14 protein-coding genes are annotated in these 17,555 nt (G+C 68.4%); 7 read left to right on the top strand and 7 right to left on the bottom strand.

Going from position 1 to position 17,555, the window contains the following annotated elements:
- From mobA to DZG09_RS10620, 3 genes are all read left to right on the top strand, one after another.
- A partial coding sequence (gene mobA / locus DZG09_RS10630; RefSeq protein WP_205529146.1) for a molybdenum cofactor guanylyltransferase occupies positions 1–570 on the top strand: 570 nt, incomplete at its 5' end.
- Positions 571–574: 4 nt separating this feature from the next.
- Positions 575–847: a DUF6457 domain-containing protein gene (locus tag DZG09_RS16890; protein WP_119697709.1), complete on the top strand. Its 273-nt coding sequence runs from the start codon at positions 575–577 to the stop codon at positions 845–847.
- The gene (locus DZG09_RS10620; RefSeq protein WP_119697708.1) at positions 844–1,077 is read left to right on the top strand and encodes a MoaD/ThiS family protein; all 234 of its coding nucleotides are present in this window, start codon (positions 844–846) and stop codon (positions 1,075–1,077) included. Before DZG09_RS16890 ends, DZG09_RS10620 begins: the two co-directional genes overlap by 4 nt.
- Before the next feature lie 116 nt (positions 1,078–1,193).
- Here the strand turns inward: DZG09_RS10620 and DZG09_RS10615 are convergent, their stop codons facing one another.
- The 3 genes from DZG09_RS10615 to DZG09_RS10605 are packed head-to-tail and all read right to left on the bottom strand — an operon-like array spanning position 1,194 to position 4,425.
- Positions 1,194–1,622, bottom strand: coding sequence for a molybdenum cofactor biosynthesis protein MoaE (locus tag DZG09_RS10615; RefSeq protein WP_119697707.1), 429 nt, complete (start codon positions 1,620–1,622; stop codon positions 1,194–1,196).
- Positions 1,619–2,122 carry a MogA/MoaB family molybdenum cofactor biosynthesis protein gene (locus tag DZG09_RS10610; RefSeq protein WP_119697706.1) on the bottom strand — a complete coding sequence of 168 codons (504 nt, stop codon included), beginning with the start codon at positions 2,120–2,122 and terminating at the stop codon, positions 1,619–1,621. Before DZG09_RS10610 ends, DZG09_RS10615 begins: the two co-directional genes overlap by 4 nt.
- Complete coding sequence (locus tag DZG09_RS10605) at positions 2,119–4,425, bottom strand: FdhF/YdeP family oxidoreductase (protein WP_119697705.1); 2,307 nt, start codon at positions 4,423–4,425, stop codon at positions 2,119–2,121. Before DZG09_RS10605 ends, DZG09_RS10610 begins: the two co-directional genes overlap by 4 nt.
- Positions 4,426–4,541: 116 nt before the next feature.
- On the opposite strand from DZG09_RS10605, the gene DZG09_RS10600 reads away from it, so the two are divergent.
- The 3 genes from DZG09_RS10600 to DZG09_RS10590 all read left to right on the top strand — a co-directional run bounded on the left by DZG09_RS10600 (position 4,542) and on the right by DZG09_RS10590 (position 6,950).
- A complete protein-coding gene (locus DZG09_RS10600) occupies positions 4,542–5,228 on the top strand; it encodes an NUDIX hydrolase (RefSeq protein ID WP_205529145.1) in 687 nt (228 codons plus the stop codon).
- A 134-nt stretch (positions 5,229–5,362) separates the two neighbouring features.
- Positions 5,363–5,884 (top strand): hypothetical protein, encoded by a 522-nt coding sequence (locus DZG09_RS10595; protein ID WP_119697704.1) that lies wholly within the window; start codon positions 5,363–5,365, stop codon positions 5,882–5,884.
- A gap of 22 nt (positions 5,885–5,906) precedes the next feature.
- Positions 5,907–6,950, top strand: coding sequence for an NAD(P)-dependent alcohol dehydrogenase (locus tag DZG09_RS10590; RefSeq protein WP_119697703.1), 1,044 nt, complete (start codon positions 5,907–5,909; stop codon positions 6,948–6,950).
- A gap of 65 nt (positions 6,951–7,015) precedes the next feature.
- On the opposite strand, the gene DZG09_RS10585 is transcribed toward DZG09_RS10590, so the two are convergent.
- From DZG09_RS10585 to DZG09_RS10570, 4 genes are all read right to left on the bottom strand, one after another.
- Positions 7,016–7,903, bottom strand: coding sequence for a carbohydrate ABC transporter permease (locus tag DZG09_RS10585; RefSeq protein ID WP_119697702.1), 888 nt, complete (start codon positions 7,901–7,903; stop codon positions 7,016–7,018).
- The gene (locus tag DZG09_RS10580; protein WP_119697701.1) at positions 7,900–8,802 is read right to left on the bottom strand and encodes a carbohydrate ABC transporter permease; all 903 of its coding nucleotides are present in this window, start codon (positions 8,800–8,802) and stop codon (positions 7,900–7,902) included. Before DZG09_RS10580 ends, DZG09_RS10585 begins: the two co-directional genes overlap by 4 nt.
- 73 nt (positions 8,803–8,875) lie before the next feature.
- Positions 8,876–10,153 carry an ABC transporter substrate-binding protein gene (locus tag DZG09_RS10575; protein WP_119697700.1) on the bottom strand — a complete coding sequence of 426 codons (1,278 nt, stop codon included), beginning with the start codon at positions 10,151–10,153 and terminating at the stop codon, positions 8,876–8,878.
- A 180-nt stretch (positions 10,154–10,333) separates the two neighbouring features.
- Positions 10,334–11,353: a LacI family DNA-binding transcriptional regulator gene (locus DZG09_RS10570; RefSeq protein WP_119697699.1), complete on the bottom strand. Its 1,020-nt coding sequence runs from the start codon at positions 11,351–11,353 to the stop codon at positions 10,334–10,336.
- Positions 11,354–11,501: 148 nt separating this feature from the next.
- On the opposite strand from DZG09_RS10570, the gene DZG09_RS10565 reads away from it, so the two are divergent.
- The gene (locus DZG09_RS10565) at positions 11,502–17,525 is read left to right on the top strand and encodes a GH92 family glycosyl hydrolase (RefSeq protein WP_119697698.1); all 6,024 of its coding nucleotides are present in this window, start codon (positions 11,502–11,504) and stop codon (positions 17,523–17,525) included.
- Positions 17,526–17,555 lie beyond the last annotated feature (30 nt).

Here is a 17,555-nt window from a genome sequence, read left to right as displayed (position 1 = left end):
CACCACGGCCACCACGGCCACCACGGCCACCACGAAGAGGCTCCGACGAACAGTCCCGCTCCATCGCCGGGGTCCGAGGCTGAGTGGGTGCACGAGGACCCTCCGTTCGGCGGGCCGGTGGCCGGCATCGCAGCCGCGCTCGAGCGGGTGACCTCGCCCGCCGTATTCGTCCTGGCGGGAGACCTGGCCGCGCCTGAGAGCATCGTCGCTCTCCTGCGCGCGCCCGACTCTTCGCCCTCGCGGCACGAAACCACCCTCGACCGCCTCACGGAGTCCTCGGCCCCGTTGACTCATCCGACATACCGGGCGGGCCTCACCGAGCACGAGGACGGCCGGTGCCTCTCCGATCCGGACGGCCGCGTGCAGTGGCTCGCGGGTGTGTACCGTACCGCCGCGCTGCGCGACGGCTTGGCCGCATTGCCGAACGGCGGTCGCGACGCGTCCCTGCGGCAGCTGCTGCGCGGCATCCGGATCACCACCATCGCGGCCGCCGCCGAAGCGGTGCGCGACGTCGATACGTGGGACGATGTGGAGACCGCACGGCGCGAGCGCGCCGAGCGAAGGGAGTGATGAGATGGCTGAATCGCGAGCGCTTCCCCCTGAAGCTCTCGACGCGTGGACCCTCGCTGCCTGCGAGCGGCTCGGTCTCGACCGAGCCGAGGTCTCCGTTCCGCTGGTCCTCGATCTCGCGCGCGACATCGCGCACGGCGTCGCGCGTCCGGCTGCCCCGCTCAGCGCGTTCCTCGCGGGCCTCGCCGCCGGACGCGCCGGCGGCAGCGCCGACGAGCAGGAGCGCACGGTGCGCGAGCTGGTTGCGCTCGCCGAGACCTGGGAGCCCGAGCAGTGACGACCGTGCGCTACTTCGCCGCCGCCGAGGAGGCAGTCGGGCGCGCAGAGGAGCGCCGCGACGAGCCCACGCTCACCGCGCTGCGCGAGGCTCTTGCGACCGAGCATCCTGATCTCGAGCCGATCCTCCCCCGTTGCGCCGTGCTGGTCGACGGCCGCCGCCACGACGACGACGTTCCGCTCGCACCGAACGCCACCGTCGACATCCTTCCGCCCTTCGCCGGCGGGTGACCCACTCGCGAACCGCATGGAGGTTGTCGAGATGCACCGGAATATGTGTGCATCTCGACAAAGCCCAGGCATCTCGCGAGCTCGTTGAGGCGGCGCGGTCGGCTGAGCCGGGGCGGTCAGCCGCCGAGACCCTTCCACGCGGCGGTGCCGTCTGCGGCGAGCTGGCGCTTCCACACCGGGAGCTCGCGCTTGATGTCTTCGATCACCGCGCGGCAAGCGTCGAAGGCTTCCGCGCGGTGCCCGGCCGAGCAGGCGATGACGACCGCAGCGTCTCCGACCACGAGCCGACCGATGCGGTGGCTCACCGCCACCTGCGCGTTGTGCGCGGAGGCCGCGCGCTGGGCGATCTCGCGCAGAGTCGCCTCGACATCCGGATGAGCCGTGTACTCCAGCGCTGTGACGGCACCGGACGCATCAGGGTCGTGATCGCGCACGCGGCCGACGAACGACGTCTCGGCTCCGGATGCGGGGTCCGCGACGGCCTCTAGGTGCTCGCCCACATCCAGGGCGACGCTCGAGACTCTGGCGATCCTCACCTCCGTCATAGGTGTTCCCCGGCAAGCTGATGATCGCCGCCGTCGATCTGCGACACGACGTGACGCGCAACGGAGAGCACGACAGGCACGCCCTCGCGCACGGCGGACGGAGAGCCCGGCAGATTCACGATGAGCGCACCTGCTGAGATGCCGCTCAGACCGCGCGAGAGCATGCCTGCAGGGAGCGCCGCAGCGCCCATCCGGCGCAGTTCTTCGGCGATGCCGGGTACCTCGCGATCGAGCACGCGCTTCGTGCCCTCCGGAGTGAGATCGCGCGGCCCGACGCCTGTGCCGCCCGTCGTCACGATCACTCGCGCCCCGGTGCCGATCGCTTCGCGCAGCGCGGCTTCGACGCTGTCCTCGCCATCAGGGACGATGCACTGTTCCCCGCATGCGAACCCCGCTTCGCGCAGTGCTGCGACGGCGACCGGCCCTCCTGCGTCCTGACGCTCGCCCGCCGCGGAACGGTCGCTCACCGTGATCACCGCGGCGCGCACCTCCCCGCTCACGTGCGACGCTCGAGCCGCACGATGACCGCCTTCGAGGTCGGCGTGCCGCTCACATCGGCGATCGACTCGAGCGGCACCAGCACGTTGGTCTCGGGGTAGTACGCCGCCGCGTTGCGGCGCGGCGTGTCGTACGCCACGAGACGGAACTCTTCGGCGCGGCGCTCCTCGAGCCCCTCAGGTCCCTCCCACTCCGAGACGAGGTCGACGATTTCGCCGTCGGCGAAGCCGAGATCTGCGATGTCCTCCGCGTTGATCAGCACGACGCGCCGCCCGCCTTTGATGCCGCGGTAGCGGTCGTCCTTGCCGTAGATCGTGGTGTTGTACTGATCGTGCGAGCGCAGCGTCTGCAGAAGAATGCGTCCCTCGGGGATGCGCGGGTACTCCAGCGCATTGCCCGTGAACATCGCCTTGCCCGTCGCCGTCGCGAACTCGCGCCCGTCGCGCGGCCCGTTCGGCAGCAGGAACGTGCGCCCCTTCTGGATGCGTGCGTCGTAGTCCTCGAACCCTGGCACGACGCGGGAGATGTGGCTCCGGATGCCGGAGTAGTCGTTCTCGAGGGCCGCCCAGTCGGCCTGCGGTGCGTTGCCGCGCCCGTCGAAGACGAGCGCGCACAGCCGCGCGATGATGGCTGTCTCGCTCAGCATGCCCTTCTTGGGCGGCTCGAGCCGCCCTCGCGAGGCGTGAACGGCGCCCATCGAGTCCTCGACGGTGACGCGCTGGTCGCCGCCGCCTCTGGTGTCGCGGTCGGTCCGTCCGAGCACGGGCAGAATGATGGCGCGCCGACCCGTGACGACGTGCGAGCGGTTGAGTTTGGTGGAGATCTGCACCGACAGGTTCGTCTGTCGGATGCCGTCCTCGACCACTGCCGTGTCGGGCGTGGCGCTGAGGAAGTTGCCCCCGAGCGCCATGAAGAATCGCGCCTTGCCCTCACGCATCGCGCCGATGGCCGCGACCGTGTCGAAGCCGTGCTCCCGCGGCGACGAGAACGAGAACTCCTCATCGAGCGCGTCGAGGAACGTCGCCGCGGGCTTCTCATAGATGCCTACGGTGCGATCACCCTGCACATTGGAATGGCCGCGCACGGGGCACACGCCGGCTCCCTCGCGCCCGATGTTCCCCTGCAGCAGCAGCACGTTCACGACATCGCGCAGCGTCGCGACGGAGTGCTTGTGCTGGGTGAGCCCCATCGCCCAGCACACGATCGTCGATCCCGACAGCCGCACCTGTTCGGCGATCGCCCGCATCTCGCCCTCACTGACACCCGTCGCCGTCTCGAGCTCGCGCCACGTGACGTCCGAAACGGCGGCCGCGTACTCGTCGAAGCCCGACGTGTGCGCGTCGACGAACGCGCGGTCGACGACGCCGGGCGTCTCCGAGTCCTTCTCCAGCAGGTGCTTCCCGATCGCCTGGAACAGCGCCTGGTCGCCGCCCAGCCGAACCTGCACGAAATCGTCGGCGAGCTTCGTGCCGCCGAACACCACGCCGCGCGGCGTCTGCGGGTTGTTGAAGTGCATCAGCCCGGCCTCGGGCAGCGGGTTCACGGCGATGATGCGCGCGCCGTTCTTCTTCGCTTTCTCGAGCGCCGACAGCATGCGCGGATGGTTCGTGCCGGGGTTCTGCCCGGCCACGATCAGCAGATCGGCCTTGTGGATGTCCTCGATCGAGACCGTTCCCTTGCCTATGCCGATCGTCTCGCCGAGCGCCGATCCGCTCGACTCATGGCACATGTTGGAGCAGTCGGGCAGGTTGTTGGTGCCCAGCCCGCGCACGAGCAGCTGGTACAGGAACGCGGACTCGTTCGAAGCGCGCCCCGAGGTGTAGAAGATCGCCTCATTCGGGTCGTCGAGGCCTCGCAGCTCGTCGGCGATCGTCGCGAGTGCATCGTCCCACGAGACCGGGCGGTAGTGCGTGGCTCCTTCGTCGAGGATCATCGGCTCGGTGAGCCGCCCCTGCTGGCCGAGCCACCAGTCGTCGTGGCTCTGCAGTTCGGCGATGGAATGCTCGGCGAAGAACGCGGGTTCGACGCGACGGATCGTCGCCTCTTCCGCCACCGCCTTCGCCCCGTTCTCGCAGAACTCCGCGACGTGCCTGCGGTCTTCCTCGGGCCACGCGCAGCCGGGGCAGTCGAACCCGTCCTTCTGGTTCACCCGCAGCAGTGTTCTCGCGCTGCGGACGACGCCCATCTGGTCGACGGCGATCTTCATCGCGTTAAGGATGGCCGGCACGCCGACGGCCTCTGTTTCCGGTGCACCGACTGTCACCTTCGACTCGTCGATGTCCTGCGTTGGTGCCTTCTTCGCCATGTCTCCATGGTATTCCTCCGAGGCCTTCGGTGGGCCCGGTTCGGTGTGCGAAGAAGCGATCCGTGTCGAACGATTCCGCGACCCGCGCGCGCCCGGGCGGAGGTATCGTCGAACAAGTGAGAGATGAGGGGACGGCCAGGCAGCAGCTGAGCGCACTCACACACGACCGCACGCTGTTCGCCGACTGGCTCGGCGCTCTCGGGTTCAGCGACGAATCCCGCCCCGCCGCCGTGCTGGTGCTCTTCGGCGTGCTCGACGCGGTCGCGGCCGACCATGACGCCCGCTCCCGCGCGGTGTCGGCCGATCTCGACGTGCTGCTGCTCGCCCGTGCGGAGACGCTCAGCTCCCACGCCGGCCAGGTCGCGTTCCCCGGCGGACGCATCGATCCAGGAGACACCGGCCCGGTGGACGCCGCGCTGCGTGAAGCCGTCGAGGAGACAGGGCTCGATCGCGACGGTGTAGAGGTTCTGGGCACGCTGCCGGAGCTGCCGCTGCCGCACTCGTCGCACCGCGTCACGCCCGTGCTCGGATGGTGGACCAGACCCACACGGGTCGGCGTCGTCGACGAGCGGGAATCGTCATCCGTGTTCCGGGTGCCGGTCGCCGATCTCCTCAACCCCGCGAACCGCTGGTCCACCCGCCTGCGCCGCGGCGGCGAGTCGCTCACCGGACCCGCATGGCTCGTGCACGCAGATGGACAGCGTCAGTTGGTGTGGGGATTCACCGCCGGCGTGCTCGACCGGATGTTCACCAGGCTCGGCTGGACGGAGCCATGGGACGAGACGAGGTACATCGACCTGTAGCGCGCCGGAGCCGGCCGTCGAGATGCGCACATATTCGACATCCGGACGTCAGCAGCGGCGCATCTCGGCGATATGTGCGCATCTCGGCAGCTGGGGCCAGCCGCCGGTGAGGCAAGGCGGGATACGCTGGAGGGGTGCGCCTGGAGTCTCTGTTTCGCGTTGTCGACCGCTTCGCAGGCGGACGCGATCGGAATCACCGTGTTCCCGGTTCCGCGCATGACGCCGCACGACGCGGACTCACCCTCGTCGCGGCGATCCTCGTCGTCTGCACGCTCCTCGGCGCCGGCACCGTCATGGCCGTCGTCTGGCTGCACCTCACGGGGCACGCCGTCACGCTGCCCGTATGGATACGCGGCCTGGTCATTCTCGCCATCACCGCTTCGCTGTTCTACTTCCTCTGGCGGGCATGGCTCGGGTGGTACTGGGCGTTCCGCCGTCTGCAGCTGTTCACCCGCATCTTTCCCGTCGTCGCGCTGGCGCTCTCGGCGATCCCCGGGTTCTTCCCGGTCTGGATGATCATCGAGCAGCTCGTCTTCGCCGCCCTGCTGATAGTCGCCGCCGTCCTGCTGTCGACGACGTCGATGCGGCAGGCATTCCCCAAGCCCGACCGCGCCTCACGCAGGCGTCGCGTCGCCCATCCGGGGACTCCCGGGTAACGCCCCTCATCAAGGAGGAACCATGCCAACCATCGTCAAGGCATACGGTGCTCACAGCGCCACCGATAACCTCGTACCGCTCGAGATCGAGCGGCGCGACGTCGGCCCGCACGACGTGATGATCGCCATCCGGTACGCGGGCGTCTGCCACAGCGACATCCATACCATCCGGGGCGAATGGGGCCCGATCGCCTACCCGCAGGTCGTCGGTCACGAGATCGTCGGCGAGGTCACCGAGGTGGGCTCCGAGGTCACGACGCACGCCATCGGCGATCGGGTCGGCGTCGGATGCATGGTGAACTCCTGCGGTGAGTGCTCGTACTGCCTCGACGGCGACGAGCACTTCTGCGAGAAGGGCGCGATCGACACCTACACGGCGACCGACGTCGACGGCACGATCACGCAGGGCGGCTACTCGACCCACGTGGTCGTCGACGAGAAGTTCGTGCTGCGCATGCCGGAGTCGATCCCGTACGAGCAGGCCGCTCCGCTGCTGTGCGCAGGGATCACGACCTACTCACCTCTGGCGCGGTGGGGCGCAGGCCCCGGCAAGAAGGTCGCCGTGGTCGGCATGGGCGGTCTCGGCCACATGGCCGTGAAGATCGCCGTCGCGATGGGAGCGGATGTCACCGTGCTCTCGCGCACGCTCTCCAAGCGCGACGACGCTCTCGCCTTCGGCGCCACGGCCCACATCGCCACAGGCGACGAGGGCGCTCTGCGCGAGCTGAAGCGCTCCTTCGACCTCATCATCAACACTGTCAGCGCTCCGCTCGACATGAACGCCTACCTCGCGACCCTCAAGCCCCAGGGCACGCTCGTCAACGTCGGCGCACCGCCCGAGCCGCTCCCCGTGCAGGTGTTCTCGCTGATCGGCGGCGGAAAGTCGTTCGCCGGTTCCAACATCGGCTCCATCAAGGAGACCCAGGAGATGCTCGACTTCTGCGCCGAGCACGCGATCGCACCCGAGACCGAGCTGATCTCGGCCGAGGCGATCAACGAGGCGTACGACCGCGTGCTGTCCAGCGACGTGCGGTACCGCTTCGTGATCGACACCGCGACGATCTGACGCGTGCGAATGGGGCGCCCGCTCGGATCGGGCGCCCCATTCGCATATTCACCGCGAGCTCGCGCTCAGCCCTTGACCGAGCCGGACATCAGCCCGCCGATGAAGTACTTGCCGAGGATGATGTAGACGACGAGCGGCGGCAGCGACGCCAGCAGCGCGCCCGCCATGGACACACCGTAGTCCTGCAGCACCGCTCCGTTCGCGAGGTTGTTCAGCGCGAGCGTCACCGGCCCGTTCTGGCTGGAGGCGAAGAACACCGCGAACAGGAAGTCGTTCCACGCGTTCGTGAACTGCCAGATCAGCACGACCACGAAGCTGGGGATCGAGATCGGCAGGATCACCGACCAGTACGTGCGCAGCATGCCCGCACCGTCGACGCGCGACGCCTCGACGAGCTCGTGCGGAACGGTCACGTAGTAGTTGCGCATGATCAGCGTCGTGATGGGGATGCCGAACACGACGTGCAGCAGGATCAGCGCGGGCACGCCGCTCGGCACGTGCATCGTGGTCATCAGCTGCGACAGCGGGATCATCACGGCCTGATACGGGATGAACATGCCGAACAGGATGCAGGCGAACACGATGTTCGCCCCGCGGAACGCCCAGCGAGAGAGCACGAAACCGTTCAGCGACCCGAGCACGGATGAGATGATCGCCGCCGGAATCACGATCTGGAACGAGCGCAGGATAGAGGGCCACAGCGCAGTCCATGCGGCCTGCCAGTTCGCCAGCGTCCATTCCTGCGGCAGCGCCCAGGCGCGAACGGGCGAAGCATCGCCCGGCGCCTTGAAACTGGTGATCAGCAGCACGTACACGGGTGTGAGAACGACGATCACGAAGACGATCGCCAGCACATATCTGACGGTGCGCCAGGCGATGCGACCCGTCTTCGCCCTGCCCGCCGAGCTCGGCGGCGCGAGCGCGTTCGTCGTCACGATGGCTGTTGCGCTCATCTGGCGTCCTCCTTGCGGTTGGTCCACCACAGGTACGGGATGATCACGACGGCGACGATGACCAGCAGGATCGTGCCGACCGCCGCCGAGTTGGCGTAGTCGAAGCTGTTCTTGAACACGAACATGTCGATCGCCGGGACCTTGGTCTGGTAGTTAGAGTGGCTCGAGATCGACATGATCAGGTCGAACGACTTCAGCGACATGTGCCCGATGATCACCAGTGCGGACAGCGCGATGGGCGCCAGCTGCGGGAAGAGCACGTACCGGTACAGCTGCCACTCGCTGGCGCCGTCCATTCTCGCCGCCTCGCGCAGCTCATCCGGAATGCCTCGGAAGCCCGCGAGGAACAGCGCCATCACATATCCGGAAAGCTGCCAGATCGCCGGCAGCGCGATCGCCGCGATGCCGAAGGTGATGTTGTTCCACCACGGGTTCTGCAGCGCGTCCAGCCCGATCATCTGGAACAGCCGGTTCAGGCCCGACGCGTCCTCACCCTGGTTGCTGTTCAGCAGCCAGCGCCAGACGACGCCGCTCGCGACGAACGACACCGCCATCGGGAACAGGTAGACCGACCGGAAGACGCCCTCACCCTTCTGCGGCCGCTCCAGGATCCACGCCCAGAGGAAGCCCATCACCATCGCACCCATGAGGAACACGACGGTGAACAGCACGAGATTCCACAGCGAGTGCTGGAAGTCGTCGGTCTTCAGCAGCGTCACGTAGTTGTCGAACCAGACCACCACGGACGGCTGCTGACCCGTCGCCTGCGCCGCCGAGTGGTTGTCGGTGATCGACGTGGCGAAGTTCGCCGCGATCAGCCCGTAGACGAAGATCGCCACGAGGATGAGCGACGGCGCGAGCAGCAGCAGCGGCGGCCCGATCTTGCGGATTCCCCTCATCGGGAACGTCTCCTCTCCCCACGGTGCCGGGACGGCCTCGCGGACCGCCCCGGCACCGGTATCGGGATGTCGCTCACTCGCCCGCCGCGGCGGCGAGCTCCTCCTGGTACGTCGCGAGATCGCTCGCGCCGGTCGTGAACTTGCTGGTCGCGTCGGTGATCTGGTTCAGCACCGAGACCGGCACGGCCGCGCCGTGCGCCAGCGACGAGACGATGGTGTCGCTCTGGAACGACTCGACCGCGGTCTGCTGGTACGCGCCGAACTCGCTCGTGTCGGCATCGGTGCGCGCGGGGATCGAGCCCTTCGCCATGTTGAACGCCTCCTGGCCCTCAGCCGACGACACCGAATCGAGCCACGCCTTCGCACCCTCCGGGTGCGGTGCACCGACCGGCAGCGTGAAGCTGTCGGCGAGGAAGTCGAACACTCCGTCCGTGCCGGGCACCGGGAAGTAGACGTAGTCGGCAGGAGCTTCGGCGCCCGCCTCCTGGAAGGCCGCCTCCGCCCAATCGCCCATCACGTTGAACGCGGCATCGCCGTCGATCACCTGCTGAGTCGCATCCGGCCAGTCGAGGCCGTCGCGGTCGTCGTTCGTGAGGCTCATCAGCGTCTCGAAGTCCTCGAGTGCCGCCGTCACCTCCGCCCCGGTCCAATCGGTCTCGCCCGACCAGAGGCCCTCGTAGCTGTCGGCGCCGAGGCCGGCGAGCAGCACCGTCTCGAGCAGGTTCACCTGCGTCCACGGCTGAGCCACCGACAGCGCGGTCACCCCTGACGCGTCGATCTCCTCGAGTGCGTCGATCCACTCATCGAGTGACGCGTACTCCGCTTCCGGGTCGAGACCTGCATCGGAGATCACGGACGGGTTGCCCCACACCATGTTGGCGCGGTGGATGTTCGCCGGAACGGAGTAGATCGCCCCGTCGACGGTGAGTCGGTCGATGAGATCCGCGGGGAACGCCTCGTTCAGGCCGAACTCCTCATACAGGTCGGAGACGTCCTCCACCTGCGCCGCATCGATATAGTCCTGGAGCTCAGCACCGGCGTGCGCCTGGAACGTGTCAGGCGGGTCTCCCTGCTGCAGCCGCGACTGGAGCAGGTCCTTCGCCGTCGATCCGGCGCCGCCTGCGACGGCGCCGTTGACGAACTTCGTGTCGGGGTGCTGGTCGTCGAAGACCCCGACGAGCGCGTCGAGGCCGGCCTTCTCACTGCCCGCGGCCCACCAGGTGAAGACCTCCACCTCGGCGTTGCCGCCGCTTTCTCCGCCGTCGCCGCCGTCGGTTCCGCCGCAGCCGGCGAGGCCGAGCGCCAGGGCGGAGGCGCCCGCGGCGACCATCAGAATGCGATTACTCTTCATGGGATTGTCTCCACCTTCATTGACTGGAGTCGTGTGATTGGGACGCTCTTCGTGAGAGCACGCCCGCACTCGTGGTGCGAGCGCCCCCACATTGAACACCCGGATGGGGTCGAAGGGCACCGCGCGTCGTTCGCGCGAGCGGGATCGTGACCCATCCGAGATTCAGTGCGGGTGCGGGGGTCATCTGGGCCCCCTGTTCGACGATGCCCGTGCGATGAGTCGCATGGGCAGTTCGACGTTCTCTGCCGGGCGCGCCCTGTCGGCGAGCCGCCCGGTGGCCAGGCGCGCGGCGCGCCTGCCGAGTTCTTCGACGTCACCCGTGACCACGGTGGTCCCCAGCACACGGGCCCACTCGACGTCGTCGAAGGCGACCACGGCTGGGCGCGAGCCGTGATCGATCATGGCGAGCTGCTCCGTCATTCCCAGCAGGATGCGGTTGTTGCCCGCGACGAGCGCCGTCGGCGGTTCGTCCAGCGCCAGCAGCTCTGCAGTGCGCGCCCTCGCGGAATCGACGTCGTGCGCGTCCGTGCGCAGCAGTCCGCGCCAGGTGCTCGCATCACCGTCGAGGACGTCGCCCATGCCGTCGAGGCGACCGCGGAACGTCGGCAGCCAGCTGTAGTCGCCGACGAAGGCGATCCGGGTGTGACCCTGCTCGCGCAGGTGCTCCGCGGCCAGGCGCCCTCCCGTGCGGTTGTCGAAGATCACCGAGTCCGCCTCGATGCCCACCGGTGGGCGGTCGACGAACACGACGGGAATGCCGCGCCCCACGAGCGGCGCGTAGCCGGAGTGCTCCGGCATCGCCGACACCAGCACGAGCGCCTTGCTCTGCCTGTCCGCGAGGTCCGCCGCGAGCAGCTGTTCGCGCTCGACGGACTCCCCGGAGTTGGCGACGGAGAGATGGATGCCGTGCGGCCGGATCTCGTCCTCGAACGCCTGCGCGATCGCCGAGTAGAACGGGTTCGTGAAGTCGCCCGTGACCAGGCCGATGGAATCCGCGAGCCGTCCGCTCGCCAGCAGACTCGCCGCCGCGTTGCGCTGATACCCGAGCTCGACGGCCGCCGAGACGACACGCGCGCGGGTGGCCTCCGCGACGTATGTCTCGCCGCTCAGTGCCCGTGAGGCGGTCTTCAGGCTTACGCCGGCGCGTTCGGCCACCTGTGCGAGCGTCGCCCGTGCAGGCGCAGCCGCCGACGTGTCCATAGCACTCCCTCGTGTTCGGGCCGTCCGGCGCGCTCTCGCACTCCGGATCCGGAAACAGGCCTCCCGCCGGGGCGGGTGTCTGTGGTAGCTTCCCAGACAGTGTATGACAGCGATGTCAGAAACGCGAAGAAGCGATTGAGGAGCAACGGTGATCCCTTTCAACCGAGTCGAGTCTCAGAACCGTCAGCGGGCACGGACCGCACCGGCGATGCTCGCCGCTGCTGCGGTCATCGCCGCGGTGCTGCTGCCGACGACCACAGCGGCCGCCGTGGAACCGGAGTTCGCTTCGTCGTTCGAGACGGGCGACGAAGCCCCGGCTCTGCGCGGCACCGGGGAGTCCGCAGGGGTCAGCGGCGGTCAGTTCGCGCCGGGCAGCGTGCTGCCCTCTGTGATCGAGGTCACAGCCTCCGGGGAGAATACCCCCAACGAGACCGCGGACAACCTCGCCGACGGCAACCCGTCTTCTAAGTGGCTGGTCTTCTCCGACGCCGGATGGGCGCAGCTCGAGCTGAGCGAACCGCAGCCGCTCGGGGCGTACACACTGACCTCGGGCAACGACGCTCCCGACCGGGATCCCCGCGACTTCCGCGTGCTCGGCTCGAACGACGGCGAGAACTGGACGGAGATCGACTCCCGCACCGGCGAGGAATCGTTCGCCGCACGAGGTGAGACGCGCACTTACACTCCCGCCGCACCCAGTGACTCCTACACGTTCTACCGTCTCGACGTCTCCGCTGTGCAGAGCGGCGGCATCCTGCAGCTGGCGGGCTTCGAACCGCTCGCAGATCCCGAAGCGGCAGCACAGCCATCCGACCTCGCGCTTGAGATCGACTCAGGACCTACCAGCTCCTCCACCGCCAGAACCGGCGTGGGCTTCACCGGCGCACAGGCGCTGCGCTACTCCGGCCGTCAGCTCGAGGCGGGGCCCGCGCACTCCACCAGCGTCGTCTACGACGAGCTCGACGTCGCTGTCGCGGACGACACCGAGCTCTCCTACGCCGTCTTCCCTGTGCTCGACGGCGACCAGAGCTATGCCGCGACCTTCGTCGCCGTCGACCTCCTCTTCGACGACGGCTCGACGCTGTCAGGCAGCGGCGCGACCGACGCCTACGGCTTCGACATGGACGCCGCCGACCAGGGCGCGGCGAACAAGCTCTGGCCCGACCAGTGGAACCGCGTCTCCGTCGACCTCACCGAGTTCTCCGGCCGCACCGTGAACGAGATCCGGTTCACCTACGACCATCCCGGTGACGGCGTCTCCGGCATCGAACTGCCCTCCGCCGACACCACGATCCAGGGCTGGCTCGACGATCTCCGAATCGCCCCGGCCGCCGAGCGCGACACCAGCGACGGACTGGTCTCCTACGTCGACACCCGGCGTGGAACCAACTCATCCGGCGGCTTCTCCCGCGGCAACAACATTCCCGCCGCCGCGATGCCAAACGGCTTCAACTTCCTGACTCCCATGACCGACGCCGACAACCACGGCACGATCTACCAGTACCAGCGGGCGAACACGCCGGAGAACCGCCCGGCGCTCGAGGGCATCGGCTTCTCCCACCAGCCGAGCATCTGGATGGGCGACCGCAACCAGCTCGCCATCCTGCCCGCTGCCGGCTCCAGCCCGACATCGACGCTCGAGGACCGTCGCCTCGCCTTCGGCCATGAGAACGAGACGGCGCGTCCCGACCTGTACGCGGTCGAATTCGACGACGGCATCACGACCGAGGTCACGCCCACCGATCACGGCGCGATCTACCGCTTCGGATTCGTGGGAGACAGCGGCTCGGTTCTGGTCGACGAGGTCGTCGAGTCCTCCGGCCTGACGATCGAAGGCGACACCGTCTCCGGCTGGGTCGACGGCGGCTCCGGATGGCCGGGCCGCACCCGGATGTTCGTCTACGGCACGTTCGACGCGGAGCCGATCGCATCCGGGGCGGCGCCGGAAGGCGACCGCACCGACACCGCGCGCTACGCCGCGTTCGACACCTCGGACGATGCCACCGTCGAGCTGCGCATCGCCTCGTCTTTCATCTCGCAGCAGCAGGCGATCAACAACCACGCCCTCGAGCTGGAGGGGGTGTCGTTCGACGACGGGCACGCCGTCGTCCGCGATGCCTGGAACGAGCGTCTCGGCGTGGTCCACGACGTTCAGGGAGCCAGCGACGATCAGCTCGTCAGCCTCTACTCCAGCCTGTACCGGCTGAACCTGTATCCGAACTCGCAGTTCGAGAACGTCGGCACGGCCGAGGAGCCGAGACCGGCCTACGCCAGCCCGGTCTCCCCCACCACGGGCGAGGCGACCGACACCGAGACCAACGCCGAGATCGTCGACGGCAAGGTCTACGTGAACAACGGGTTCTGGGACACGTACCGCACCGCGTGGCCGCTGTACGCGCTGCTGTACCCGGATGTGACGGACGAGCTCGTGGACGGCTTCGCGCAGCAGTACCGCGACGGCGGCTGGATCGCACGCTGGTCGTCACCCGGATACGCCGATCTGATGACCGGCACATCGAGCGACGTCGCCTTCGCCGAGGCGTACCTCGCAGGCGCGCTCGACACCGAGACCGCCCTCGACGCATACGACGCGGCATTGAAGAACGCCACGGTGCGCCCCGACTCCAACGCGGTCGGCCGCAAGGGGCTAGAGCAGTCGATCTTCCTCGGGTACACCCAGAAGTCGACGCACCAGAGCGTCTCGTGGGGCTTGGAGGGCTTCATCAACGACTTCGGCATCTCGCAGATGGCCGCGGCGCTCGCCGACGATCCGAACGTGCCGACCGATCGCGTCGACACGCTGCGCGAGGAGGCGGAGTACTTCTCCTCCCGCGCCGAGCACTACTCCGAGATGTACAACCCTGATGCCGGTGTCTTCGCCGCGCGGAATGCCGACGGCAGCTGGGCGAACGGCGCGGACTTCGACAAGAAGGAGTGGGGTGAGGACGTCACGGAGGCGAGTGCATGGACCTTCGCGTTCCACGCGCCGCACGACGTCGACGGCATGGCTGCGCTGTACGGCGGCCGCAGCGGCCTGCTCGACGAGCTGCACGAGTTCCTCACCGAGCGCGAGGAAGCAGCGTACTCCGGCATCCACGAGGCCCGAGAGGCGCGCGATGTGCGGCTCGGCATGCTCGGCATGTCGAACCAGGTCGCGCACCACATTCCGTACGTGCTCGCCGAGGCAGGCGACCCGACGGGTGCCCAGGAACTGATCCGCGACATCCAGAACCGGATGTTCGTCGGCAGCGACATCGGCCAGGGCTACCCCGGCGACGAGGACAACGGCGAGTTCAGCTCGTGGTACGTGTTCTCGGCGCTCGGCTTCTACCCGCTCGAGAACGGCTCAGGCGACTACACGATCGGCACGCCGCTGTTCGACGAGGCGACGCTCTCGATCGGCGACCGCGATATCCGGATCAGCGCCCCCGGCGCCTCCGCGGGGATGACCTACGTCGATGGCCTGAGCATCAACGGTCGTGACATCGACTCCACCACCTTCGACGGCGATCTGCTGCGTGCGGGAGGCGATGTCGAGTTCGCGATGAGCGAAGAGCCATCGCAGTGGGGCGCGAAGGACATCGACGAGGAGCTGGACGCTCCTGAACCGCTCGTGGATGCCACCAAGCCCGGACGCGGCTCGCTGACAGCAGCGGACGGAGCGCCGACCGGTGCCATCACGGACGACAGCATGAACTCATCAGCGGAGTTCGAGTCGGGCTCGGCCGATCTGGTGTGGCGGTCGTCCTCCGGCCCCGTCGCGGTCGACCAGTACACCCTCACCGCGGCGGAGAGCGCATCGGCACCGCAGAGCTGGACGCTCTCGGGCTCGGTCGACGGCAGCACCTGGGTCGAGCTGGACAGCCGCAGCGGCGAGGAGTTCCGCTGGGGTGCGCAGACGCGTCCGTTCTCCGTCGACGACGGCGGGGCGTATACGCAGCTGCGGCTCGCGGCCTCGTCGGTCGACGGCCCGCTCGCGCTGGCGGAGATCGAGTTCTTCGCCTCGGTGAGCGGTGACAGCGAGCTGTCTGTCAATCCAGCCGACGACCAGTCGGTGGCTATGGGCGAGGAGTTCGACGCCGCGATCGCCACGATCGTCGGGCCGGAGGAGCACGCATCCGGGTACGACGTCTCCGTCGACTACGGCGACGGCGGCGAGACCGGGGAGGTGACGCTCACACGCGACGGTCTCGGCGGCTGGCAGGTCACCGCCCCGCACACCTTCACCGCACCGGGTGCCTACGACGCCGCTGTCACGGTACGGGATTCGTCCGGTGCCATCGCCGCCGCGTCGGCGCGCATCGACGTGCACCGCGATGACACGTTCGTCGGCGCGATGGACAACGTCTGCATCGGCGACCTCGGCGAGACTGCGGCCAACTGCGACGGGCAGGGCTACGGCTACTTCCGCGACAAGCTCGCCGACGACGGCTTCATACAGGGCGAGACCGTCACGATCCCGGACACCGAATTGACCTACGATCTGCCGGATATCCCGGCAGGAGAGCAGGACAACGTCACGGGTGACGGGCAGACGTTCCGCCTCGACCTGGGAGAGGACGCGACGCAGCTGGCGTTCGTCGGAACGGCCACGGAGCTCGCCCGCTCCCCCGAAGCCGTGCTGCGCTTCATCGACGGCACGGAGCAGACGGTGAACATCTCCTTCGGCGACTGGGTCGGCGCATCCGGAGACCCGGCGTACGACAACGTCGTGCTCGCCGTCTCCGAGGGGCGGCTGGCCGGTACGTCGGCTGAATCGACGGTGAAGAACACCGCGATCTACGCCACAGCGCCGATCACGCTCGACACCGATGCAGACGGAGCACCGAAGGTCGTCGAGTCGCTGACCATGCCGGACGAGCCTGGCTCGCTGCGCGACGGGCGCGTGCACGTGTTCGCCATCGCCTCTGACGGCGCTCGCTCCGCGAATGCTCCCCTCTCAGTCGAAGCGGGAGCTGCGGGTGAGCAGGTCTCCGGCGAGGAGTTCTCCGCGACCCTCGCCGAGGTGACGGGTGGGCTGCCGGAGAAGTCGGCCACGGTGAACTGGGGCGACGGCTCCCCGGTCGATTCCGCGGACGTCGCGGACGGCGCCGTCGATGCCTCCCACGCCTACGCCGAAGCGGGAACCTACGAGGTCGTCGTCACCGTCGACGACGGGGTGCGTTCAGCCCGTGCCTCCCTCGAGATCGAGGTGGTCGCACCGGAGCCGGAGTACTCGCCGGAGATCACCGTCTCACCCGACGAGATCGCCCCAGGGCAAGATGTCCGCATCGACGGCACCGGTTTCGCGCCCGGCGAGCAGGTGGAGGTCCGGATGGGCTTCGCCGATCCCGTGACGACGACGGCAGGCGACGAGGGCTCGATCTCCGCCGCGCTGTCTGTTCCCGGCTCGACCGTGGTCGGCGACTATCCGGTGATCGCACTCGGTGAGGTCTCGCAGGTCGAGGCATCCACGACCCTGTCCGTGCGCGCGGGGCAGGTCGAACCTGAGCGGACCAGCATCGAGCTGTCTTCTGGCGGCGCAGACCCTGTGGCGGGGGAGACCGTTCGCCTCACGGCGACGGTGGCGCCGTCGGAGGCGAAGGGCATCGTGAAGATCACGAGTGATGACTCATCCATGACGGCCACGACGGGGCCAGACGGTGCGACGAGCTTCGACGTGACGATGCAGACCGCAGGCACGCACGAGTACGTCGCGCACTTCGTGCCTGACGATCCCAACGCCTACGAGGAGTCGACGTCTGCCCCACTGCGCATCGAGGTCTCGGACACGCCGATACTGGACGCGGAGCTGATCGCGAGCGCCGACAGCGTCGTGCAGGGCGGTGCGCTGCGTTTGACCGGCCGCGGCTTCGCCGCGGGTGAGACGGTGTCGATCACCCTGCACTCCGAGCCGCTGCGAATCGCACAGGCGGTCGCCGACGGGTCAGGCGGATTCAGCGCTTCGGTTACGATCCCGGCGCACGCACCGGTCGGCGATCACCGACTCGCAGCCGCGGGGAAGACATCGGGCCTCGACGCGGATGTTCCGCTCGAAGTCACCGCCGCGCTGCCGGATGACCTGCCGACGACGGGCGGCACGATTCCGGTATGGCTGATTGCGACCCTCGGCGCGCTTCTCATCGCCGGATTCGGGCTCGTCGTGATCTCGCGCGTGCGTCGCAGCAGGTAGTCCCTGCGTCCGCCGAGCCGAACGCGGTGC

The sequence above is a fragment of the Microbacterium halotolerans genome (assembly GCF_003569805.1).
In the GTDB taxonomy this organism is placed as follows: domain Bacteria; phylum Actinomycetota; class Actinomycetes; order Actinomycetales; family Microbacteriaceae; genus Microbacterium; species Microbacterium halotolerans.
This window is presented reverse-complemented; position numbering and strand designations above follow the sequence as displayed.